This window comes from Lentzea sp. NBC_00516, from assembly GCF_036346835.1.
Lineage (GTDB): Bacteria > Actinomycetota > Actinomycetes > Mycobacteriales > Pseudonocardiaceae > Lentzea > Lentzea sokolovensis.
This window is the reverse complement of the sequence record NZ_CP107840.1, coordinates 1,352,176-1,373,112: the sequence shown is the minus strand read 5'-3', so window position 1 is coordinate 1,373,112 and position 20,937 is coordinate 1,352,176. Positions and strand designations below refer to the sequence as shown.

Annotated in this window: 23 protein-coding genes; 11 read left to right on the top strand and 12 right to left on the bottom strand. The window is 69.9% G+C overall.

Annotated features, from left to right (window positions below; translation table 11 throughout):
• Nucleotides 1-48: 48 nt before the first annotated feature.
• Both OG205_RS05985 and OG205_RS05980 read right to left on the bottom strand, forming a co-directional pair.
• Nucleotides 49-1,206, bottom strand: coding sequence for a PrsW family intramembrane metalloprotease (locus OG205_RS05985; protein WP_330275230.1), 1,158 nt, complete (start codon nt 1,204-1,206; stop codon nt 49-51).
• Nucleotides 1,203-1,832, bottom strand: a complete 630-nt coding sequence (locus OG205_RS05980) for a hypothetical protein (protein WP_330275229.1) — start codon at nt 1,830-1,832, stop codon at nt 1,203-1,205. Before OG205_RS05980 ends, OG205_RS05985 begins: the two co-directional genes overlap by 4 nt.
• On the opposite strand from OG205_RS05980, the gene OG205_RS05975 reads away from it, so the two are divergent.
• Nucleotides 1,791-2,339, top strand: coding sequence for a barstar family protein (locus tag OG205_RS05975; RefSeq protein ID WP_330275228.1), 549 nt, complete (start codon nt 1,791-1,793; stop codon nt 2,337-2,339). The genes OG205_RS05980 and OG205_RS05975 overlap by 42 nt on opposite strands.
• Here OG205_RS05975 and OG205_RS05970 read toward each other — a convergent pair whose 3' ends face one another.
• The 5 genes from OG205_RS05970 to modA form a co-directional block, all read right to left on the bottom strand.
• Nucleotides 2,340-2,954, bottom strand: coding sequence for a cysteine hydrolase (locus OG205_RS05970; RefSeq protein ID WP_330275227.1), 615 nt, complete (start codon nt 2,952-2,954; stop codon nt 2,340-2,342).
• A gap of 53 nt (nt 2,955-3,007) precedes the next feature.
• On the bottom strand, nt 3,008-4,168 hold the full coding sequence (locus OG205_RS05965) for an NAD-dependent formate dehydrogenase (protein ID WP_330275226.1): 1,161 nt from the start codon (nt 4,166-4,168) through the stop codon (nt 3,008-3,010).
• Nucleotides 4,169-4,270: 102 nt separating this feature from the next.
• Nucleotides 4,271-5,314, bottom strand: coding sequence for an ABC transporter ATP-binding protein (locus OG205_RS05960; protein ID WP_330275225.1), 1,044 nt, complete (start codon nt 5,312-5,314; stop codon nt 4,271-4,273).
• The gene (gene modB / locus OG205_RS05955; protein WP_330275224.1) at nt 5,311-6,108 is read right to left on the bottom strand and encodes a molybdate ABC transporter permease subunit; all 798 of its coding nucleotides are present in this window, start codon (nt 6,106-6,108) and stop codon (nt 5,311-5,313) included. Before modB ends, OG205_RS05960 begins: the two co-directional genes overlap by 4 nt.
• Nucleotides 6,105-6,905, bottom strand: coding sequence for a molybdate ABC transporter substrate-binding protein (modA, locus tag OG205_RS05950; protein WP_330275223.1), 801 nt, complete (start codon nt 6,903-6,905; stop codon nt 6,105-6,107). The genes modB and modA overlap by 4 nt, the downstream gene beginning before the upstream one ends.
• A gap of 64 nt (nt 6,906-6,969) precedes the next feature.
• Here modA and OG205_RS05945 point away from each other — a divergent pair, with 64 nt between their 5' ends.
• The 5 genes from OG205_RS05945 (at nt 6,970) to OG205_RS05925 (ending at nt 10,334) form a co-directional block, all read left to right on the top strand.
• Entirely contained in the window at nt 6,970-7,269 is a 300-nt protein-coding gene (locus OG205_RS05945) for a hypothetical protein (protein ID WP_330275222.1), read from the top strand.
• A 19-nt stretch (nt 7,270-7,288) separates the two neighbouring features.
• Nucleotides 7,289-8,245, top strand: a complete 957-nt coding sequence (locus OG205_RS05940) for a threonine ammonia-lyase (RefSeq protein ID WP_330275221.1) — start codon at nt 7,289-7,291, stop codon at nt 8,243-8,245.
• Nucleotides 8,246-8,249: 4 nt separating this feature from the next.
• A complete protein-coding gene (locus OG205_RS05935; RefSeq protein WP_330275220.1) occupies nt 8,250-8,957 on the top strand; it encodes an ankyrin repeat domain-containing protein in 708 nt (235 codons plus the stop codon).
• A gap of 220 nt (nt 8,958-9,177) precedes the next feature.
• Nucleotides 9,178-9,903, top strand: coding sequence for an anti-sigma factor (locus OG205_RS05930; protein WP_330275219.1), 726 nt, complete (start codon nt 9,178-9,180; stop codon nt 9,901-9,903).
• Between the two features lie 44 nt (nt 9,904-9,947).
• Nucleotides 9,948-10,334 (top strand): NAD-binding protein, encoded by a 387-nt coding sequence (locus OG205_RS05925; protein ID WP_330275218.1) that lies wholly within the window; start codon nt 9,948-9,950, stop codon nt 10,332-10,334.
• Nucleotides 10,335-10,388: 54 nt separating this feature from the next.
• Here OG205_RS05925 and OG205_RS05920 read toward each other — a convergent pair whose 3' ends face one another.
• From OG205_RS05920 to OG205_RS05910, 3 genes are all read right to left on the bottom strand, one after another.
• Entirely contained in the window at nt 10,389-11,042 is a 654-nt protein-coding gene (locus tag OG205_RS05920; protein ID WP_330275217.1) for a fasciclin domain-containing protein, read from the bottom strand.
• A gap of 159 nt (nt 11,043-11,201) precedes the next feature.
• Entirely contained in the window at nt 11,202-12,698 is a 1,497-nt protein-coding gene (locus OG205_RS05915; RefSeq protein ID WP_330275216.1) for a molybdopterin-dependent oxidoreductase, read from the bottom strand.
• 76 nt (nt 12,699-12,774) lie between these two features.
• Nucleotides 12,775-13,602, bottom strand: coding sequence for a hypothetical protein (locus OG205_RS05910; protein ID WP_330275215.1), 828 nt, complete (start codon nt 13,600-13,602; stop codon nt 12,775-12,777).
• 186 nt (nt 13,603-13,788) lie between these two features.
• On the opposite strand from OG205_RS05910, the gene OG205_RS05905 reads away from it, so the two are divergent.
• Entirely contained in the window at nt 13,789-14,238 is a 450-nt protein-coding gene (locus OG205_RS05905; protein ID WP_330275214.1) for a nuclear transport factor 2 family protein, read from the top strand.
• A gap of 36 nt (nt 14,239-14,274) precedes the next feature.
• Nucleotides 14,275-14,889: a TetR/AcrR family transcriptional regulator gene (locus OG205_RS05900; protein WP_330275213.1), complete on the top strand. Its 615-nt coding sequence runs from the start codon at nt 14,275-14,277 to the stop codon at nt 14,887-14,889.
• Nucleotides 14,890-14,937: 48 nt separating this feature from the next.
• Here the strand turns inward: OG205_RS05900 and OG205_RS05895 are convergent, their stop codons facing one another.
• Nucleotides 14,938-16,218, bottom strand: coding sequence for an RICIN domain-containing protein (locus OG205_RS05895; protein WP_330275212.1), 1,281 nt, complete (start codon nt 16,216-16,218; stop codon nt 14,938-14,940).
• Nucleotides 16,219-16,616: 398 nt separating this feature from the next.
• Here OG205_RS05895 and OG205_RS05890 point away from each other — a divergent pair, with 398 nt between their 5' ends.
• A complete protein-coding gene (locus OG205_RS05890; protein ID WP_330275211.1) occupies nt 16,617-17,408 on the top strand; it encodes an ANTAR domain-containing response regulator in 792 nt (263 codons plus the stop codon).
• Here the strand turns inward: OG205_RS05890 and OG205_RS05885 are convergent.
• Nucleotides 17,344-18,369, bottom strand: coding sequence for a hypothetical protein (locus OG205_RS05885; RefSeq protein WP_330275210.1), 1,026 nt, complete (start codon nt 18,367-18,369; stop codon nt 17,344-17,346). The two genes, OG205_RS05890 and OG205_RS05885, sit on opposite strands and share 65 nt — an antisense overlap.
• 65 nt (nt 18,370-18,434) lie before the next feature.
• Here OG205_RS05885 and OG205_RS05880 point away from each other — a divergent pair, with 65 nt between their 5' ends.
• Both OG205_RS05880 and OG205_RS05875 read left to right on the top strand, forming a co-directional pair.
• Nucleotides 18,435-18,905, top strand: a complete 471-nt coding sequence (locus tag OG205_RS05880) for a (2Fe-2S)-binding protein (protein WP_330275209.1) — start codon at nt 18,435-18,437, stop codon at nt 18,903-18,905.
• Nucleotides 18,902-20,929 carry a xanthine dehydrogenase family protein molybdopterin-binding subunit gene (locus OG205_RS05875; protein ID WP_330275208.1) on the top strand — a complete coding sequence of 676 codons (2,028 nt, stop codon included), beginning with the start codon at nt 18,902-18,904 and terminating at the stop codon, nt 20,927-20,929. Before OG205_RS05880 ends, OG205_RS05875 begins: the two co-directional genes overlap by 4 nt.
• Nucleotides 20,930-20,937 lie beyond the last annotated feature (8 nt).

Sequence of the window (20,937 nt, the reverse complement as noted above, 5' to 3'; positions counted from 1 at the left end):
CCACCGTAAGCCTTCGCGCCGGATGTCGAGAGGGTCCTTCGAAGGGTTCTACCGGACGCCACGCAGGCGCAGCAGTTCGGCGCGGGCGTGCGCGACTTCGCTCGTCTCGCTCCCCTGCGCACGGGCGAGTTCGCGGGCCAGATCGGCCGTCGCGTCCAGCAGGTGCCGCGTCCGGCTCCGGCTGTGCACCAGCTTCCGGAACGCCTTGCGGTCCTTGCGGAGTCCGCTGACCGCCGCGAGCAGCGCGGGATCGATGACGCCGGCATCCGACTCCGGCTGCAGCAGCATGCGGATCCAGACCCGCTCCTGCGTGGCCGCGTGCCGCAGGACGTAGAACAGGGTGACGAGCTCGACCGCCGCGATCACGAACGGCAGCGTGACGGCTAGGGCGCCGATGCCACCGCTCAGGCCCGCCATGTCGTCCCACGCGAAGTGGAACACCATGGCGGTCAGCATGGTCAGGACGCCGCGCGGCACGTTGCGCTCGCCCGGCGTGCGGCCGAGGACCCACATCAGACCGGCGCAAAAAATGGCGCTGAACAACGCGTGCGACACGATGCCGGCGGCGCCGCGGAGCAGGAAGACCTGCAGCGACGAGCCGATCTGGTCGGTGCCGAAGGTCTGCGCCGCGCCGTTGTAGACGTAGAGCACGTCCTCGAAGACCTGGAAGCCCAGCCCGATGAACGCACCGATGATGAAGCCGTCGTAGGCGCCGCGCACCAGTCTCGGGGCGAGGCCGATCAGCAGCACCAGGCCCAGGGCCTTGCCGAACTCCTCGTTGATCGGCGCGGTGAGGCCGGCCGCCCAGTCCGAGGCGAAGGCCGTGCCGCCCAGCTTCGTCCAGATCTCCAGCAGCGCGGTGTTCGCCGGCAGCGCGATCCAGAACGTCGCCGCGAGGCCACCCCAGGCGAACGCCGCCGCGAGGAGCGTGCCGGGCTGCGCGGTGTAGCGGTTCTGGTGGCGCAGCAGCAAGAACCACGGCACCAGGTACAGGCCGAACAGCAGCACGCCGCCGGTCAGCGCCGGACTGTAGAAGTGCGCGCCGGGGCCGAAGTAGCGCAGCACCGCCAGCGCACCGCCGCCCACGCCCAGCAGGTAGACCCAGAACGCCAGGTTGCGCGGCTGCACGAGCCGGAACGGCTGCCCCCAGCCCGACTGCTCGATCGCGGCGAGCTGCGCGGTCTTCGCTTCGGATGTCGTCGTCATCGGACCGCTCCCGGGGTGATGCTGCGCAGGAACGTGCCCACGGTGTCCTGCAGACGTTCGAACTGTCCGGGCGCGGTCCGCACGCTGACCAGCAACGCGGGCGCCGCCTCGGCCTCACCGGATGCGCTGGCCATCTTGAACGCGACGTCGAGGACGTCCCCGTTCGGCGAGGTGCCGGCCAGCGCGACGCCGACCAGACCGGCCGCCGTCGTCACCGTGCCGCGCGACCCGTCGACGCCCGGCGCGGCGCCCTCCGAACGCAGCACCTGGTCGAGGAACGCGTCGGCGGTGCCGTCGAACGACGTGCCCCGCAACGCGATCGTCGCGCCGCCCGTCGCCAGCTGGACCTGGAGGGCCGACGAGGACACCGAGCCGGCACCGGTCAGCGTGCCGCTCTCCAGCTGCCAGCCCACCGGCGGCACCGCGGTCGCGCCGTCACCGAGGTTCAGCACGTCCCCGGCGCGGACCTCGTTGTGCCACGGGATGACCGCGTTGAGGGCGGGCAGTCCGTAGAGGAGCAGCAACGCGATCACCAGGACGCTCAGGGCGGGCGCGAACGTCCGCCGGTCCAGTCCGAGGAACCGGTGCTCGACCGGCACCCACCCTCGCGGTGCTGCGTCCGTCATCCAGAGCCCCTCTCGCGGCCGTGCCCGGCACCACTTGACCACAAAAGGCCGCGCCCGGCAGGGCGTGATCGCGCTACTTTCCGGTCATGGCGTCTTTCGACCCGCAAGCGTTCTTCAACAACCCGGATCGACGCCTCGAACTGGTCCGGCCTGCAGGATCTTCACCGGGACGTGGCCGCCGCACTCGACTTCCCCGACTACTACGGTCGCAACTTCAACGCTCTCAACGACTGCTTGCGAGACGTCGTCCACCAGTACTACGGATGGACACCGGGCACGACGGGTCTCGCCCTCGTCCTCACCGGCTACGACGCCTTCGCCGGCCAGTGCCCCGACGAGGCCTGGACCACGCTGGACCTCGTCGCGAAGTGCTCCCGTGTGGCCTCTCTCCTCGGCCGCCGTCTCCTGTGCCTGGTCCAGAGCAACGACCCGAACATCCAGTTCGAGCCCGTCGGGGCGATGACGCCGCACTGGAACGACGCCGAGTGGCTCCACTCCGCCCGCTGATCAGGCCAGAGCCGCGATCACCTGATCGGAGCTGACCGGCAGCGAGAACATCGGGTAGTCGTACGTGATCGCGTTGTCGTGCTCGGCGACCGACGTGGCCGCGACGCAGTCGGTGAGCGTGATGACGCGGTAGCCGTTCTCGTAGCCGGTGCGCATGGTCGACTCGACGCAGCAGTTGGTGAGGAACCCGCCGAGCACGATCGTCGTGATGCCCTTGCTGCGCAGGATGAAGTCGAGGTTGGTGCTGGCGAACGTGTCCAGCCCGCGCTTGCCCTCCACCACGATGTCACCGGGCTGCGGCGCGAGCTGGTCGGTGATCGCGGCGCCCCAGCTGTCCTTGACGAACGCGTTGCCGTCCACGACGCCCTTGAGGATGCCGTACGGGTGCGCGGAGATCTCGTGGTAGCCCTGCGCGAACGTGATGGGCGCGTGCATGATCGTCGCGCCGGCGGCGCGGGCCGCCGAGACGACCGCGATGGTCCTGTCGAGCATTCCGGTCTTGTCCATCACCTCGGACACCGCGCCGTGCAGCACGCCGCCCTCGCTGGTGAAGTCGTTCTGGTACTCGATCAGGACCACCGCGGTCGTCTTGGGGTCCAGCGTCAGTTCGCTCATGGACCCCATCCAACGTTCGCGACGAACCCCGGAGCAATCGCCAGACCGGGTGTTCAGCTGTTCGTGGAGTACGAGTGCGCGCCCGTGCCGGCGAGCTTGCCGGCCTCCACGATCAGGTACTCGTCGCGGATCGGCGTGCCCGCGAGGAACGACTCCAGGATCTCCCTGGTGCCGGCCGCGTACCGGGCCTGCGCGGACAGCGAACTGCCGGAGATGTGCGGGGTCATGCCGTGGTGCGGCATCGTGCGCCACGGGTGGTCGGCGGGCGCGGGCTGCGGGAACCACACGTCGCCCGCGTATCCCGCGAGCTGGCCGCTCTCCAGGGCGCGCACCACGGCGTCGCGGTCGGCGATGCGGGCACGAGCGGTGTTGATGAGGTAGGCGCCGCGTTTCATCGTGGCGATCAGGCCGTCGTCGAACAGCCCCTCGGTCTCGGGGTGCAGCGGCGCGTTGATCGTCACGACGTCGCAGTGCGGCACCATGTCCGCCGTGCTCTCGTGGAACGTCAGGTCGTACTCGCGCTCGACGCTCTCGGGCAGGCGGTGCCGGTCGGTGTAGTGCAGGCGCATGTCGAACGATGCCAGGCGTTTCAGCACCGCGAGTCCGATGCGTCCGGCCGCGACCGTGCCGACGTGCATGCCCTCGACGTCGTAGGAACGGGCCACAGCGTCGGCGATGTTCCAGCCGCCGTCCAGCACGATCTGGTGCGCGGGAACGAAGTTCCGCACCAGGTTCAGGATCGACATCACCACGTGCTCGGCGACGCTGATGCTGTTGCAGTACGTCACTTCCGCCACCGTGACGCCGTGCTCGATCGCCGCGTCCAGGTCGACGTGGTCCGAACCGATGCCCGCCGTGAGCGCGAGCTTCAGCTTCGGTGCGCGGGCGAACCGTTCCGCGGTCAGATAGGCGGGCCAGAACGGTTGGGAGATCACGACGTCCGCGTCCGTCAGTTCGCGGTCGAACTCCGAGCCGGGGCCTTCCTTGTCGGACGTGACGACGAGGGTGTGGCCCTGGCTCTCCAGGTACCGGCGCAGGCCGAGCTCACCGGAGACGCTGCCGAGCAGGTGGCCCGGCGTGAAGTCGACGGTGGACGGGGTCGGCAGCGTCTGGCCGCCCGGATAGCCGTCGAGGTGCGGCAGGTCGTTCCGCGCGTAGGTGGACGGATGGCCGTTGACCGGGTCGTCGTAGAGCACGCACAGGACCTTCGCCATTGCAGGTCTCCCGTTCGGAAGTCGTTGTGGTATCTCGACTTTCCTCCCGGGATCGGCACGCTGTCCAAGCGAACGTTCCTATCGCGTGATAGCCGCCGGCTATCAGACCGGATAGACGTGGACCTCGGTCGCCTTCACCGCCGCCCACAACTCGTCGCCGGGACGCAGCCGCAGCTCGGCGAGCGTGGCCGTGGTGATGTCCGCGAGCACGTTCGGCGCGCCGTCCAAGCGGACCCGGGTCGTGTGCGCGTGCTGTTCGATCGCGGCGACCGTGACCTGCCAGACGTTGCGCGGACTGCCTTCCGGCTTCGCGGCGTGCAGACTCACGGCGTTGGGCGGGAACACGACGTGCACCGGACCGTTGACAGGCCTGGGAATCGTGAGCCGGCCACCGCTGTCCAGGTCGACGTCCGTACTTGACGCCTTGCCGCGGTAGAAGTTCAGGCCGACGAGATTGGCGACGTAGTCGGTGCGTGGCTGGCGGGCCACCTCCGCGGGTGGGCCGGACTGCACGGCACGGCCGCCTTCCAGGATCACCAGCCGGTCCGCAAGCACCATGGCGTCCAACGGATCGTGCGTCACCAGCAGTGTGTGTCCGCCGAAGTCCGCGAGGTGACGGCCCAGCTCCGTTCGGACCTGCAGGCGGGTGCTCGCATCCAGCGCGGCGAGCGGTTCGTCGAGCAGCAGCAGGCTCGGGCCGGTCGCCAACGCCCGTGCCAGTGCGACCCGCTGGGCCTGACCTCCTGACAGGGAACGGGGTTTCGCCTGCGCGTACCCGTTCAGCCCGACCCGGTCGAGCCAGCGCGACGCCTCGGCTCGTGCTTCGGCGCGGCGGGTGCCACGGGCTCTGAGTCCGAATGCGACGTTCTCCAGCGCGGACATGTGCGCGAAGAGCAGGTAGTCCTGGAACACCACGCCGATCGGTCGTTTCTCGGCGGGCACGAAGTCCGCTCCGTCCCAAGTGGACTCGCCGACCGTGATGTGCCCGGAGTCCAGCGGAAGCAGCCCGGCGAGGGCTCGCAACGCGGTGGACTTGCCCGCGCCGTTCGGGCCGAGCAACGCGACGACCTCGCCCGGCGCGATGGTCACGCCGAGGTCGAGGGAGAAGGTGCCGCGCGTGACGCGCAGCTCCGCGTTCAGGGTCATGTCGGCCCGCTGATCCACCGGTCGCGAAGACCGGCCAGCACTCCGACGGACACCAGCAGCAGCACGATGCTCAGCACGATCGCCGCGTCCGGATCCGTTTCCAGGGCGAGGTAGACCGCCAGCGGCATGGTCGTCGTCTCACCGGGGAAGTTGCCCGCGAACGTGATCGTCGCGCCGAACTCCCCCAGCGCCCGCGCCCAGCACAACACCGCGCCCGCCACCACACCCGGCAGCACCGACGGCAACGTCACCCGCCGGAACGTCAGCCACCTCGAGGCGCCCAGCGTGGCCGCCGCCTCCTCATAGCGCGGATCGGCGGCCCGCAGCGCGCCCTCGACCGAGATCACCAGGAACGGCATCGCCACGAACGCCTCGGCGACGACTACACCGGCCGTGGTGAACGGCAGCGAGATGCCGAACCACGCGTCCAGGTGCTCCCCGATCAGGCCGCGGCGACCAAGCACGAGCAGCAACGCGACACCGCCGACGACCGGTGGCAGCACGAGCGGCACGGTGACGAGCGCGCGCAGGAACCCGCGTCCCGGCAGGCCGGAGCGCGCCAGCAGCCAGGCCAGCGGGATGCCGAGGAACAGGCACAGCACCGTCGCCAGCGAGGCGCAGATCAGCGACAGCCGCAGCGCCTCGCCGACCTCGGCGCTGAGCAGCGTGGTCAGCGACGTCCACGGCGTCCTGACGAGCAGCCCGGCGAGCGGCACCAGCAGGAACGCCAGCCCGAGCACGGCGGGCAGGACGAGAACGACGGGCAGCCGTCCCCGCACCCGGTTGCGCCTCACGGGTTGTCGAAGCCCGCCGCGCTCAGCACCGTGCGGCCCTTGTCGGACAGCACGAAGTCCACGAACGCCTTGGCCGTGGCGGCGTTGGGCGCCTTGGCCAGCGACGCGATCGGGTAGTCGTTGACCGCCTGCGCCGACTCGGCGAACTCGATGCCCTCGACCTTGTCGCCCGAGGCCTTCACGTCCGTCTGGTAGACGAGCGCGCCGTCGACCTCGCCGAGCGAGACCTTGGTGAGCACGGCTTTGACGTCCTGTTCCAGGGTGTCCGGCGCGGGCGTGACCTTGGCGAGCTCGAAGACCTTCTTCGACGCGGCGCCGCACGGCACCTGCTCCGCGCAGAGGGCGATCTTCTTGCCGGCGTTCGCGAAGTCCGCGAGTCCGGCGATCTTGCCGGGGTTGCCCTTGGGCACCGCGATCGCGAGCTTGTTCTTCGCGAACGTCCTGGGCGCGTCCGTGATCGTCTTGGTGTCGGTCACCTGCTTCATGTTCGCAGGCGCGGCCGAAGCGAACACGTCGGCGGGAGCGCCCTGGTTGAGCTGCTGGGCGAGCGCCGAGCTGCCGCCGAAGTTGAACTTGACCTTCGTGCCGGGGTGGGCGGCCTCGAAGTCCTCGCCCAGCTGGGTGAACGTCTCCGTGAGCGACGCCGCCGCGAACACCGTCACGTCACCGGTGGGCGCCTCCGAGCCCGACGCGGGCGCGGCGGCCTGCTGGCCGGAGCCGCACCCCGCGAGCACCAGCGCGGCCGAGGCGACCGCGCTGATGAACCTGATGGACTTGCTCTTCCGCAGATTCGGCACTGACACATCTTAGATGCCGCTTTCACGGATGCAATCCAGGAACTGAAGAGGCTTCTGCGGATCGTTGCTGTCCGAGGACCAGGTCCTGGTCACCGGAGACATCGCTGACGACTGGATCTACCAGACGTCCCACCTCGACGCCCACGCCCGCGAGCCGGTCAACGTCCAGTACCGAACGACCCGCGTCCGCGAGGTCCACCAGGTGCGGGGCGTTCCGCTGCACGAGGTGCTCGCGAAGGTCACGCTGCGCACCTCCGGCGGCAGCAAGATGGACAGGCTCAGCTTCGTCGTCGTGGCCTCGTCCGCCGACGGCTACCGCGTGCTGCTGTCGTGGGCGGAGGTCGACCCCGAGTTCGGCGCCTGACGGCCATAGGGTGAGCGGCATGGCGGAACTGCTGACCATCGACGACGTCCGGGCCGCGGCCGAGGTGCTCGACGGGCGCGTGCTGCGCACGCCGACGGTGTCCTCCCCCGGCCTGTCCGCGCTGTTCGGCGTGCCGACGACGGTGAAGCTGGAACTGCTGCAGCGCAGCGGCTCGTTCAAGACGCGCGGCGCGTTCGCCAAGATCCTCTCGCTTTCCGACGAGGCACGGGCGGCGGGCGTGGTCGGGGTCAGCGGCGGCAACCACGGGATCGCGCTGGCCGACGCCGCGCACGAACTCGGCGTGGCCGCGACCGTCGTGATGCCCTCCTCGGCGCCTGCTCGCTCCGTCGAACTCGCTCGTGCGTCCGGCGCGGACGTGCGGCTCACCGACGGCCTGGCAGCGGCGTTCGCGCTGCTCAACGACCTGGTGACGGCGGGCGCGACGCTCGTGCACCCCTACGACGACCCGATCGTGGTCGCGGGCCAGGGCACCGTGGGGCTGGAGTTCGCGACCGACGCCCCGGACGTCACCGACGTGCTGGTGAGCATCGGCGGCGGAGGGTTCATCGCGGGCGTCGCGACGGCGTTCCACGCGCTCGTGCCCGGTGTTCGGGTGTGGGGCGTCGAGGTCGAGGGTGCCGACGCGATGCACCGGGCGCTGGCCGCGGGCGGACCTGTCGAGATCGCGCCGACGTCGATCGTCTCGACCCTCTCGGCACCGCACGTGTCGCAGCTGACCTACGACCACGCCGTCGCGCTGGTCGAGGACGTCCTCGTGGTGTCCGACGCCGACGCGGTGCGGGGGTCGATCACGCTCGCCGAGACGCAGAAGGTGTGGGCCGAGCCCGCCGCCGGGTGCCTTGTGGCGGCGGCGCGCCCGGTGCTCGACCGGGTCGGGCCGGGCGCGCGGCTGGGCATCGTGGTGTGCGGCGGGAACACGACCTTCGCGGACGTCGTCCGCTGGACGGAGGCCTGAACAAGTGCGGTACGACGATCCACTTGCGCAGGCTGTTGTCATCGCTGTCCGCAGCGGCGACCTGGCCACGTTGCGGCAGTTGCTGGCCGACCACGCCGACCTGGCGACCGCGCGGATCGTCGATGATGGTGGCAACGCGCGAACCCTGTTGCACGTGCTGACGGACTGGCCCGCCCAATGCCTTCACGGCGCAGAGACCGTGGCGATGCTTGTGTCCGCGGGTGCCGACGTCAACGCACGGTTCCAGGGTTCACACAGCGAGACACCGCTTCATTGGGCCGCGAGCGCCGATGACGTCGTGGTGCTCGACGCACTTCTCGACGCAGGCGCGGACATCGACGCCGACGGCGCGGTGATCGGCGGTGGCACTCCCCTGGCCGACGCACGGGCGTTCGCGCAGTGGAACGCGGCTCACCGGCTCGTGGAGCGCGGCGCGACGGTCACGTTGACCGACGCCGCCACGCTCGGCCTGTCCGATCGGCTTGAGCGTCTTCTCGTTGGTGCCGCGGGAGAAGACGTCAACGCGGCGTTCTGGGGCGCGTGCCACGGTGGTCAACGGGAGTGCGCGGAACGCTTGCTGGCGGCGGGTGCGGACGTGAACTGGCTTCCGCCGTGGGAACGCCTCACACCGCTCGACGCCGCCGTGCGCAACGGATTCGAGGACGTCGCGGCATGGTTGCGGAGTCGCGGCGGCAGGCCGGCGACGGGGTGACGCGTCCCTGTGCGTCCGGTCCAACGCGGACGCACAGGGACGTGCGTGGCGCCGTCCCGAGCCGGCTGAACCGCATCTGGCGGATCCACGCGTTCTACATCCGCGCCGCACCACCGCATCGGATCGGTGCGACGACCCGATCCACCCGATGGAGTGACCACCTGGTCGCGGGTTGATCTTCGCGAGCAATCCGTTCATCGGATGGCTTCGAAGTAGCAGCGTGAAACCGGGAAGAACGCGTGCGATCAACCCGCACCTGCTGACCGGTGCCCATGCTCTCGGCGCGCTCCCCGGCGCCGAGCGAGTCGAGTTCGAAGCGCACCTGGGGGTGTGCCCGGCCTGTGCGGACGAGGTGGCCGGACTGAGCGAGACCGCGGCCCGGCTCGCGAGCGCTGTCGAGCACCTCGTTCCGAGCGCCCTCCGGCCACGGCTGCTGAACGCGGCCCGGCACGTGCGGCAGGTCCCGCCGGACTCCGAGATCAGGGCTGTCTTCTCACGGCGGCAAGGCTTCCGGCACGCAGCGGCACTCATCTCGGCCGCCTGTGTGGCCGCCGCCGCGGTGGCCGGTGTGCACGGCGCGCTGACCGCGTCGAGGATCGCCCCCGTCGTGGTCTCTCAGCACACTCGGACAGGCGATCTCCTGGCAGCGCCGGATCTGCGGCTCGTCACCTCGGCCGCTGGTACCGCGGCGATGTCGCGCGGCCGCGACGAGATGCTCTTCCTGGCGGACGGCCTGCGCACGTTGCCACGTGGCCGCGTCTACCAGCTGTGGCTGGTGGACGGCGACGGTCCGCGATCAGCGGGAATCCTGCGGCCGGCGGGCACGGCGATGTCGCTGCTCGTGACCGGGATCGCGGGGGTCGGCGAAGCCCTCCTCACGGTCGAGCCCCTGGGCGGGTCACCGGGTCCGACGAGCGCGCCGGTCCTCACCCTCGACCTTCACTGAATCGGACGCCAATCCGGTTCGACCGGCACACCGAATACCTGGTCGTGACCGATCACATCCTCGTCATCGGATATGGCGACACCGGGCGCTGTGCCGTGAACTCGGTGCTGGCCGACCAGCCGGACGCCCGGCTGACCGTGCTGGACATCGACCTCTTCGCCGTCGTCGAGGCGATGGCCAACGGCGCCACCGCGATCCTCGGCGACGGACGGGACAGACGCGCCCTGGACGAGGCGGCGATCGACGCCGCCGATCGGATCGTCGTGGCGGTGCCGGACGACCTCGCCGCCTTCCTGATCACGTGCGCCGTGCGGCCGTACAACCCCGACGCCGTGATCGTCGTCGTCATCCGCGAGGAGGAGAACCACGCGCTGTTCCTGTCTTCCGACGCGACGTCCGTCCACATCAGACCTCCCGATGAGCGGACATGAGAAACTCCGGAAACAGCAGCGCTGTTTCCGGAGTTCGAGGTGTCGCCGTTCTGCTTACGCGGGAAGCAGAACCGTGTCGATGAGGTAGACGGTGGCGTTCGCGGTCTTCACGCCACCACAGATGACGTTGGCGTCGTTGACCTTCAGCGCGTCCTTGGAACCGGTGACCTTCACGGTGCCGGTCTCGACGGTCTTCTGGTCGCCGGCGATCTTGTCGGGCGTGATCTGGCCGGGGACGACGTGGTAGGTGAGGATCTTGGTCAGCAGCGCGTCGTCGGTCTTGAGCTTCTCGATCGTCGCGGCGTCGATCTTCGCGAACGCCGAGTCGACCGGCGCGAACACGGTGAACTCCGCGCCGTTGAGCGTCGAGACCAGGTTGACCTTCGGGTTGAGCTTGCCGGACACGGCGCTCACCAGCGTCGTGAGCAGCGGGTTGTTGCTCGCGGCCACGGCGACCGGGTCGGCCGCCATACCGCTCACAGAACCAGCGCCGGACGGGACCTGCTTCGCGTAGTCGGCACAGCCGGGGCCGACGAGGTTCGCGGCCGGGTCGGCCATCGCGGCGGACGACGGCGCCGTCGAGGTTGCGGAGGTGGGCGCGGTGCTGGAACTGCTGCTCGCCGTGTCACCCGAGCCGCAAGCAGCTCCGAACAGGGCGAGCGAAACAGCGCCGACGGCCAGAACGGTGCTCCGGGCGGTCTTGTTCATGACGGGACATCTCCAAAGGTGTTCGGGCAGTTGATGGTGATTCGCCGCCCCGAGGGGAACGGATTGGTGCGGTTATCGATCCGTTACCGAACCGGCCGAAACCGCGCGCTACCAGGTGGAATTCCTCGATCGTCCACAGTGGACGAAAGCGACGAGCGGCTAGCCGACCGAGGTGAAGACCATCGAGTGCCAGCCGGTCGCGCCGTCTGGGATGGGGGCGGCACGCTCGTTGGTCTGCGTGTAGCCCTTCCGGTCAGTAGCGCGGCATTCCACGGTGTGGTTGCCGGGCTTCAGGTCCAGTTCGATGCGCCACATCCGCCAGGTGTCGACGTTGACCTCGGTGCTGAGCGTGGTCTTCTGCCACGGCCCGCCGTCGACGCGCACCTCGACGCCGTCGATGCCGGTGTGCTGGGCCCAGGCGATGCCCGCCACGACGAACCGGCCCGCCGGCACCCGTTCGAAGGACTTCGGCCGGTCGACCCTGGACATGACCTTGACCGGCGCCTTCTTGCCCCAGCCGCGCTGCGCCCAGTACGGGTCGAACGCGTCGAAGGTGGTGAGTTCCATGTCCACCAACCACTTCGTGGCGGAGACGTACCCGTAGAGACCGGGCACGACCATGCGCACCGGGAAGCCACGTTCCAGCGGCAACGGCTCGCCGTTCATCCCGATGGCCAGCATCGCGTTCGATCCGGGCGCCATGATCGACTCGACCGGAGTGCCGCACGTCCACCCGTCCACGCTGCGCGTCGCGAGCTGGTCGGCGCCGGGCCGCACGCCGGCGTCCCGCAGCAGGTCGGGCAGGGAGACGCCGATGAAGTTCGACGTGGAGATGTACGGGCCGCCGACCTCGTTCGACACGCACACCAGCGTGATGGTCTTCTCCACCAACGGGCGCCGCAGCAGGTCGTCGTAGGTGAGCACCATTTCGTTGTCCACCATGCCGTGCACCCGCATGCGCCAGTCCTCCGCACGCAGGCGAGGCACGGTGAGCGCGGTGTCGACGCGGTAGAACTTCTCGTTCGGCGTCAGGAACGTCGGTGTGCCCTCGCGGGCGAAGTCGGCGTCGAACGGGATCTCCGGCGCGGTCTCCCTGGGGCGCAGCTTGATGCCGCGCCGGGAGGCCTCGACGTCCACGCGCCCGGCGAGCAGCTGCCCGCCCACGGCCGCGAGTCCGGCGCCCGCCGCGATCGCCGCCGTCGACAACAGGAACTTCCTTCTCCCCTGCGCCACGACCGGCGCCTGGGACCACAGCCAGCGGAACGCGGCGACCCCGACCACGAGGCTGGCCAGCGGTGCGATCACCGACCACGCGGTCGTGGTGGGCCTCGCCAGCACGGCGGCGATCCCGAGCAGCCCCAGCACCCCGGCGAGGGCGGTACCGGGCCAGGGACTGCGGCGGGACACGAGACCCGCCACCACGCCCAGTGCCGCGAGCACGACCGCCATGCCGGCGAGCAGCACCAGCTTGTCGTTCTCGCCGAACGTGCGGACGGCGAAGTCCTTGACCGGGTGGGGCGTCAGGTCGATCGCGGTGTTGCCGACCGCGAGGAACGGCGAGGCCAGCGGGCTCACCAGCCCCGCGACCAGATGCCCCGCCGCCAGTGCCGCGGCCACCGACACCAGGCCGATGAGGATCGTTCGTGTTGCCTTCACACGGGTGGTTCGGAGCCGGACGCTCACCGGATTGGCTGATGAGCGTCACCCACCGCGGTGGGTGACGCTCACGCCGTCACGGCTTGGTCAGGCGCACCAGGAACCCGTCGTGGTCGGTGTGGCTCATGCCGTACTTGGAGGTGCTGACGAACGCGATGTCGTTGGAGAACACCACGTGCTGCACGTCGTTGTCCCCCTTGCGGATGTGGCCGGGCGGGACGCAGTTCTGCGCGTTCTCCGGATCGGAGGTGTCGTACTCCAGGTTGAAGTCGCCACCGACGATCGTCTTCCCGGTCACGCCCTCGGCCGCCCGGATCTGCGGGATGACGTCGAACAGCAGGGACCGGCACTGCGCGAGGGCGACCGGTTCGCTGCTGGCAGACAGATGCGTCGCGCATCCGAGATGGTCACCGATCGCGTACGCGCACACGTACGTCCGCTGCTCGTTGCCGCCATCCTGTGTGGCGTACCTGCCGCTGTAGGTTTTCACGCCCTGGTAGTTCGCCGCCGCCACCCGGCCGATCACGGCGTTGCCGTAGTCCTGACCGTTGGCGCACTTCACCGGCGCACCGGTGTCCCGCCGCAGCGCCGGCGCGAACTGCGAGTACACCCGGTCACCCGGCCACGCCTTCACGAGCGACGGCACCAGGTAGTCCGGCAGGTCGTTGGCGCAGATCTCGTTCAACGTCACCATGTTCGGGCGCAGCCGGGCGATCAGGTCGCCGCCCTCGATGATCGATCGGCCCTGCGCGTAGCAGTTCACCCCGGGAACGCCGCTGTTGCACAGGTTCAGCTGGAGCTCCCAGAACCGTTCCGCGGCCGCGGCGGGCGCCGCGGATGGGACCAGCATTCCCAGCCCGAACGCCGCCGCGATCACCAGAACCGCCGCACTTCGTCGACTCATTCGTCCTCCGTTGATGGAGTCCCCCACAGGTGACGTCCCACTCCGGCCCATCCCCGCAGCGATCCGCCACCGTCGTTCTACACGGCGTGCGTGCCCGCCGGAGCCGGATCGAGCGTTCCCGGTTGCCGTTCACGACAACCTGTCGTAATCTTTTGCGACAGGTTGTCGCAAAAGCCGGGAGTCACCGTGAACACGCTCGAAGATCGCGCCGAACTCATCGAACTGATCAGCCACTACGCAGACATCGCGGACCTGAAGGAGTTCACGACCCTGCCCGGCCGGGTCTTCACCGACACGCCCACGCTCGACTTCGAGTCCGTGACGGGCATGGCGCCGATGACGATCCCGCTCAGCGACTACGTCGACGCCCTTCGCGCTAGCTTCGCGCCGTTCAAGGCGACGCACCACGCCATCACCGGTCACGTGGTCACACTCGACGGCGACACCGCGAAGATCCACGCGCACGTCCGCGCCGAGCACTGGCTGCCGACCGGCACAGGACCTTGGCTGGTCGTCGGCTTCTACGACAACGAGGCGGTCCGCACGCCGGACGGCTGGCGGCTCAGCCGTGTCAAGCTGACCGCCGTCCACCAGGAGAACCAGCCGACGATGCCGGACGTGGCGCCCGCGCGGTAGCAGGCGGCCCCGCCCACGACCGAGGAGAACGATCAGATGCCGCGGATTCGCGCCGCCACCATCGAGGAACACCACGAGATGGTGTGGGCGGACCTCACCGAGGCGATGCGGCAACTGCTGCTCGAACGCGACTACGAGTCGATCAACATGGGCCACATCGCCGCCCAGGCTGGACTCGCGCGCAACACGCTCTACAACTACGCCGCCGACAAACGAACACTGGTCCTGGAACTCGCCCGGCGGGCGAGCCGTCCCCTGGCCGAGCAGGTGGCCTCGATCGCCGCGCGCTCACCGGACCCGGCCGCGGACCGGCTGCGGGAGATCATCGAGGTGATCCTGTCCGCGTCCACGAACCACGCCATGCGGCTGATGTTCCTCCCGAACTCCGGCTCGCTGGTGGCCGATCTGCCGGACGGGCCGGACAACCCGTTCACCACGCTCGTGGTCGAGGTGGAGAACGTCGTCGGGGACGGTCTCACCAACGGTGAGTTCCACGGCGTCGAAGACGTGCGGCTCACCGTGGAACTGCTGTCCGGGGCGATGCGCGCGGGCATCGAGCGCATCAGCCGGGATCCGGCCGCCCTCCCGGCCACGATCCGCGCGGCGCAGCAGATCGTCCTCGCCTCCCTCGGTCCTTCGAACGGAACCTGACCCGTCGGACGTGCTCCGGACCTCGTGGCACGGAGCACGTCCGAGAGGTCAAGCCACGCGGAACGACTGCGCGGCCCCGCCGTTGCACGCCGCCTGCACCAGCTGCACCCCGTCGGAGGCCGAACCGCCGGGAACGGTCAGGCACTTGCCGCTGTGCCGGGCGACCAGGTGGTAGTAGCCGCCGCCCTCGGAGACCGCCTGCCACTGCTGGTTGGTGCCGCCGCCGTACGTCCACAGGTGCACGCCCGCGTTGTCGGCGAGCGACACCCCGGACACGTCCAGCACCAGCGCGGCGTTCGTGCGGTTGTTGACGCGGGTGTAGCCGCCGGCCGGCTGGAACTGGAACTGCTGCGCGGTGGTCCCGTTGCACGAGTACTGCTGGATCACCGTGCCGTTGCTCGATCCGGCGGCCCGAGCGTCGACGCACTTGCCGTTCGCTTTGCTGACGACCGGGTACCAGGTGGCGGGGTCGATGCCGCCGGGATCGCCCGTGCCGCCACCGCCGAGGCCGCGCAGCCCGTCGAGGATCAGCCTGTTCTGCTGCGCGCTCTCGAACGTCGACGACAGCGCGGTGTCCGTCGCGTAGTTCATCTTGTCGTGGCCGAAGTTCGCGTACAGCATCTTGTAGTTCTTGTTCGTCCAGATGATCGGATAATCCCCGGAGTACCAGATCTCGCCGGGGTTGTCGCCGACCGGGAACGTCGACTGGTCCAGCGACGCCAGCACCGTGATGTCCGGGTTCTGCCGGATGTTCTTCTCCCACGCGTACCACTCGCTGGCCGACGACAGGATGGTGTCCGGCAGGTTCGCGGTGGCCGGGTTGCCCTTGTTCTCGATCCGCAACGTCTCGGCGGTCGGCGCCCAGCTGTTGTCGGCGAGGTGCCCGGACCCGAGGAAGTCGTAGTGGTACCAACGGGTGTAGGCCTGGTCACCGGAGTCGGAGTAGGCCGAGACGTGGAACCCGAAGAACGCGCCGCCTGAGTCGAGGTAGCGCTTGAAGCCCTCGTACTGCTGCTGCGTGTGCGGCTTGTCGTCGAGGAACATCACGACCTGGTACTGGCCGGGTGTGATGGTCGTGAGCAGGTTCCAGTCCTTGGTGGCGGTGTAGGTGAACCCGTTGGCCGCGGACTGCTGCGGGAACCACACGTTGGCCTGGCGCTGGAAACTGCGGTGCGCCTGGTCCTGCGCCTCGCTGTAGAAGGCGAGGACCTTGAACGGCGCGGCGGCCTCGGCCCGCGGCGTGACGGCCGCCGGACCGGCGACCAGAGCAGCCGCCGCGACGGCGGCGGCAAGCGCTTTCCAGGCATGCGTGAAGAAGCCTCTGGGCATGGGGGTTCCTTTCCGGTACGGCAGGGAGGGCACCGGGCGACCGACACTCGGATTAAGACACAGCGGGAGCGAGGTGGTCCAGACCTCTGCGTGCCGATACCGCGACCGGGAACGCGACCGCGCCGGGCCAGCGAACCGAGATGCTCATCACCGTGTGAGAAGGGCCATGGCGGGGTATTGACTCAACGCCGAACACGCGCGTGTTCGCACTGGAGGACCGCCCTCGGGTGGTTCGGCCGGCGTCGGCACGGGACGTTGAGACCTTGCAGCAACCCGCCGCCGGCGCCGGTTCCAGTGCGTCCGTTCCGGACCGTGCGTTGCCCCTGGCCGTACGATGCGCTGAACGTGCGTCAAGCAGCCGGCGCCGTGGACTCCGCAGAGGCAGAAGGGGCCGCGGCATGGCGGACTACGTGCAATCAGGATCGGTGAGATCGATCGACGGCGAGCGCCCCGATCCGATGGTGCGGCTGGACGAGACCACCGAAGCGCTGACACAGCTGCACGACGCGTTCACCGGCGAGGAGTCCCTCGACGACGCGTTGCAGCGGGTCGCGGACACCGCGGCCAGGGCTCTGCCCGACGCCGACGCGGTGACGGTCTCCGTGGTCACGGACGAGCAGCCGCACACGGCGGCGGCCACGGACCAGCGGCTGGTCGAGCTCGACCAGAAGCAGTACGACTCCGGCCGCGGGCCGTGCCTGGAGTCGGCGCTCAACCTGACGCCCGTGCGGGCGGTGATCGGCGAGCACCGCGAGGCATGGCCCGAGTTCGAGGCCGCGGCCGAGCAGGCCGGTGTGCGCGCCTACCTGTCGGTGCCGGTCGTGCTGCCCGCCTCGGACAACACCGAGGCGCGCCACATCGGGACGCTCAACATCTACAGCCGGACGGCGGAGGCCTTCGACCCGTTCGACGAAGGCCTCATGCGGCTGTTCACCACGGCCGCGTCCGCCACGATCACCAGTGCCCAGCGGTGGCAGCACTCACAGGGCCAGGTCAAGCAGCTGGAGCGGGCCCTGGGCTCGCGCGCCGTGATCGACCAGGCGAAAGGTGTGCTGATGGCGGTGCACTCGTGCAGCGCGGATGACGCGTTCGAGCTGCTCGTGGCGGAGTCGCAGCGCCTGAACGTCAAGCTCCGCGACGTCGCGGCGAAACTGCTCGAGTCGGTGGCTCGACAGGACGAGCCAGCCTGACGCCCGCCCAGATCAGCACGGCGAGCACGGCCACCAGCAGGTACTCGATCAACGGGATCCGCACGACCTCGTCGATCCTGCCGAGCCCTCGCCAGGAGTAGACGGCGAGGGCGGCGACCACGAAGGTGCCGCCGATCCACCACCGCGTCGCCGCGCTGAGGCCGACGCCGTGCATCTGGGTGAGCACGAAGATCGCCACGAACCCGAAGAAGAACATCGGCCACATCCCGTTCGGGCCGGAGTTCATCACGGCGACGAGCGTGCCGTGCGCGGCCACGAGCAGCTCCAGGGTCAACGTCCACCAGCGGTTCGTGTGGGATGTCGTGAACATCAGACTGCTCTGCACGAGCAGCAGGAACATGTAGAAGAACCCGATGAGGTGCCCACTCGAGGACTCCATCGGGTGGTACCAGAACGTGTAGATCGCGGCCCAGCTGAACAGGTAGCCGTGGTAGCGGCGGGCGAACCCGACGACCTGCGCGGAGATCGGCGCCGACCAGGTGAGGACGAGGCCGCGGCGGCGGTTCTCCATCAGCAGGACGACCACGAGCAGCAGGACGACGGAGCCCTGCGAGCTGAAGATCGAGACGTCCTGGGCGAGGCCGTCGTAGAACACCTGCGTCTGCAGGGCGTGCAGGCCGATGAACGCGCCGTTCGCGGCGAGGGCGACGACGTTGAGGCGGTGCAGGCCGGTGATGTAGCGCCGGACCCTGGTCTGCGCGTAGTAGATCAGGCCCCACGACACGAGTTGGTGCGCCGCGTAGCCCAGCCAGGCGGACGCCCTGGTCCAGAAGGTCGGATCCGGCAGCTTCCAGTAGTACCAAGAGGCCCCCTGGTCGGGCAGCAACGCGATGCCGTGCAGCCGCTGGCCCAGCAGCCACACCAGGCCGGTGAGCAGCGCACTCGCCACCACACCCCACACCAGCACGCTCGGACCTGGCCGCCGCGTATCGTTCAGCATGCTGAGCATTATGCACGGTTCGTCGTGATACGTTCAGCGCACTGAGCAAATCAGGAGGCATCGCGGTGGCCCGATATCTGTTGCGCGTCAACGGTGAACGGCGCGAGGTGAACGTCGAGGGCGACACTCCCCTGCTGTGGGTGTTGCGGGACGAGCTGGGGCTGACAGGGGTCAAGTACGGGTGCGGGGTCGGCCTGTGCGGCGCCTGTACGTCCCATGTGGACGGTCAGGCCGCACGGCCCTGCGTGCGCACGGCGGCGGACAGCGCGCAGACCCGGATCACGACGATCGAGGGGCTGTCGCGCGACGGGGACCACCCGGTGCAGCGGGCGTGGCGGGAGCTCGACGTGGCGCAGTGCGGCTACTGCCAGCCCGGCCAGGTCATGGCCGCGGCGGCGCTGCTCGCCCGTGATCCGGACCCGGACGACGCGGCGATCGACGAGGCCCTGCGCGACAACGTGTGCCGCTGCGGCACCTATCCGCGCATCCGCGCCGCCGTGCGCCGCGCCAGCCGGATCATGCGGGAGGAACGATGATCAGCAGGCGGACGTTGCTGCGCGGCGCAGGAGTCGGCGCCCTGATCGTCGCGGTTCCGGTGCCCGCTCTCGCCGCAGAAGGCCTCGTGCCGAACGTCTTCGTGCGGCTGGACGACGCGGGCCGGATCACCGCGACCGTGCCCCGTCCGGACACCGGCCAGGGCGTGCGGACCGTGGTCGCGCTGATGGTCGCCGAAGAACTCGCGGTCGAGGCCGGCGACATCACGCTGGAACAGGCGCACGGTGACACGGAACGCTTCGGCTCGCAGGGCGTCGCCAACTCGACGTCCGTGCGGCAACTCTCCACCCCGATCCGCACGGCCGCCGCGACCGCGCGCTGCCTGCTCGTCACCGCCGCCGCGCAACGCTGGCGCGTGCCGGTCAGCGAGTGCACGGCGAAGGACGGCGCCGTGTGCCATCCGCGCCGTGGCCGGCTGCCGTACCGGGCGCTCGTGCGTTCCGCTGCGGCCCTCGACCCCGCCACCGTGCCCGTCGAGCTCACGCCGCCGGAGAAGTGGCGGCTGCTGGGCAAGACCCGCGGCGGCCGGGTCGACGCCCGCGACGTCGTCACCGGTCGCGTCCGGTACGGCATCGACTCGCGGCCTCCTGGCGGCATGGTCGCGGTCGTGGCCCGCCCGCCGTGGATCGGCGCGGTTCCCGACACGATCGACGACACCGCGACTCGTGCCCTGCCTGGCGTGGTCGACGTGCTGACGCTCACCGCGCCGGCCGAGGGCCAGGGTGGTGTCGCGGTGATCGCCCGGTCGACCCATCAGGCGTTGCGGGGCCGTGACGCGCTGCGGATCACCTGGCGCGGCGGCACACCCGGCGCGGACAGCCGCGCGTGGCTCGCCGATCTGCACTCGGCGTTGCCCGCGCAGAGCCCGATCAACGGCCTGCAGCGGGTCTACCAGATGCCGTTGCTCGCGCACGCGCCGATGGAACCGATGAACGCCACCGCGCACGTCCGTCCGGATGGCGTGACCATCTGGGCGCCGACGCAGGACCCCGGCAGCTTGCGCACCCAGTTGGCACGCCAACTCGGTCTGCCCGTGACGGCCGTGCGGGTGGAGACGGCGGCGTCCGGCGGCGCGTTCGGGCGTCGTATCGAGCCTGATCCGGTACTGGAGGCGGTGGCCTGCTCACGACGCGCGGGCGCCCCTGTCCAGGTGCTGTGGACACGGGCCGACGACATGCGCAACGACTCCTACCGGCCGATGTCGGTGCACAGGATGTCCGCGGAGATCGGCGCCGACGGCCTTCCCGTCCGCAGGGCCCACGAGGTCGTCACCTGGCCGCTGACCGTCCTGCCGATCTTCGCCAACCCCGCCCTGATCAAGGCGAGCGGCGACCACTACCCCTACACCGTGCCCGGCGACGTCACGGTCACCGTGCGGCCCGCACCGCTGCGCACCGGGTTCTGGCGGTCCGTCTACGCGGGGCAGTTCCTCTACGCCGAGGAGAACTTCCTGAGCGAGATCGGCACGAGGTCCGGCCTCGACCAGGTCGCGCTGCGCCGGACGCTGCTGCCCGCGGGCTCACGGCTGCACAAGGTGCTCGACACCGTCGCCGACCGCGCCCGCTGGAGCAGACCAACGGCGCCCGGCACCTCGCGGGGCGTGGCCTGCCTGGAGGAATACGGCTCCGCGATCGCGGTGATCGCCGTCGCCGAACCGGGATCGCGCCGGGTGCTGCGCGTGCACGCGGCCGTCGACGTCGGCGTGGCGCTGCACCCGTCCGGAGTCCGCGCCCAGGTGGAGGGCTGCGTGGCCGACGCACTGTCCACTGTGCTCGGCGCGCAGATCACCGTCCGGGAAGGACACGTCGCGGAGTCGTCGTTCGGCGACTACCGGTGGGCGCGGATCACCCAGACACCCGACACCGACGTCACGATCGTGCCGTCGACCGCTCCACTGGGCGGTCTCGGCGAGCTCGCCTACCCACCGGCGGCCGCGGCCATCGCGGCGGCGCTCGCGGGCGACACGCCGGTGACGGGCATGCCGTTCGGGACCGACGTGGGGTGATCGGGCGG

Bases quoted from the DNA above. Each gene is read 5' to 3' on its own strand.
- OG205_RS05960 (WP_330275225.1), bottom strand. From the start codon at position 5,314: ATGACCCTGAACGCGGAGCTGCGCGTCACGCGCGGCACCTTCTCCCTC.
- OG205_RS05910 (WP_330275215.1), bottom strand. From the start codon at position 13,602: ATGAGTCGACGAAGTGCGGCGGTTCTGGTGATCGCGGCGGCGTTCGGG.
- OG205_RS05895 (WP_330275212.1), bottom strand. From the start codon at position 16,218: ATGCCCAGAGGCTTCTTCACGCATGCCTGGAAAGCGCTTGCCGCCGCC.
- OG205_RS05940 (WP_330275221.1), top strand. From the start codon at position 7,289: ATGGCGGAACTGCTGACCATCGACGACGTCCGGGCCGCGGCCGAGGTG.
- OG205_RS05980 (WP_330275229.1), bottom strand. From the start codon at position 1,832: ATGACGGACGCAGCACCGCGAGGGTGGGTGCCGGTCGAGCACCGGTTC.
- OG205_RS05985 (WP_330275230.1), bottom strand. From the start codon at position 1,206: ATGACGACGACATCCGAAGCGAAGACCGCGCAGCTCGCCGCGATCGAG.
- OG205_RS05885 (WP_330275210.1), bottom strand. From the start codon at position 18,369: ATGCTGAACGATACGCGGCGGCCAGGTCCGAGCGTGCTGGTGTGGGGT.
- OG205_RS05970 (WP_330275227.1), bottom strand. From the start codon at position 2,954: ATGAGCGAACTGACGCTGGACCCCAAGACGACCGCGGTGGTCCTGATC.
- OG205_RS05875 (WP_330275208.1), top strand. From the start codon at position 18,902: ATGATCAGCAGGCGGACGTTGCTGCGCGGCGCAGGAGTCGGCGCCCTG.
- OG205_RS05965 (WP_330275226.1), bottom strand. From the start codon at position 4,168: ATGGCGAAGGTCCTGTGCGTGCTCTACGACGACCCGGTCAACGGCCAT.
- OG205_RS05900 (WP_330275213.1), top strand. From the start codon at position 14,275: ATGCCGCGGATTCGCGCCGCCACCATCGAGGAACACCACGAGATGGTG.
- OG205_RS05920 (WP_330275217.1), bottom strand. From the start codon at position 11,042: ATGAACAAGACCGCCCGGAGCACCGTTCTGGCCGTCGGCGCTGTTTCG.
- OG205_RS05890 (WP_330275211.1), top strand. From the start codon at position 16,617: ATGGCGGACTACGTGCAATCAGGATCGGTGAGATCGATCGACGGCGAG.